The following is a 221-nucleotide window of genomic DNA, read 5'->3' as shown; positions in this document are numbered from 1 at the left end:
CGCATCACCACCTCGGCCTCGACCAGCACGTCGGCGGTCTCGCGGCCATAGGCGCCGCCGTTCATCCGCACGAACCCGCCGACCGTGCCGGGGATCGAGCGCAGGAATTCCAGCCCCGCCACCCCGGCATCGCGCGCGGTGGAGGATACCAGGATACCGCTCGCCCCGCCGCCACAGCGCAGCGTGCTCGAATCCAGCGCCGCCGCGGTCGCGAAGGGCTT

General features: G+C 72.9%; 1 protein-coding gene. It reads right to left on the bottom strand.

What is annotated here, in order from left to right; translation table 11 throughout:
* Window positions 1-221: FAD-binding protein (locus AX685_RS20705; protein ID WP_156445967.1), on the bottom strand; the 221-nt coding region annotated here is incomplete at both ends.

Source organism: Sphingomonas sp. CCH9-F2 (assembly GCF_001556735.1).
Classification (GTDB): domain Bacteria; phylum Pseudomonadota; class Alphaproteobacteria; order Sphingomonadales; family Sphingomonadaceae; genus Sphingomonas; species Sphingomonas ginsenosidimutans.
The sequence above is the reverse complement of the archived record's forward strand: the minus strand, read 5'-3'. Positions and strand labels throughout refer to the sequence as shown.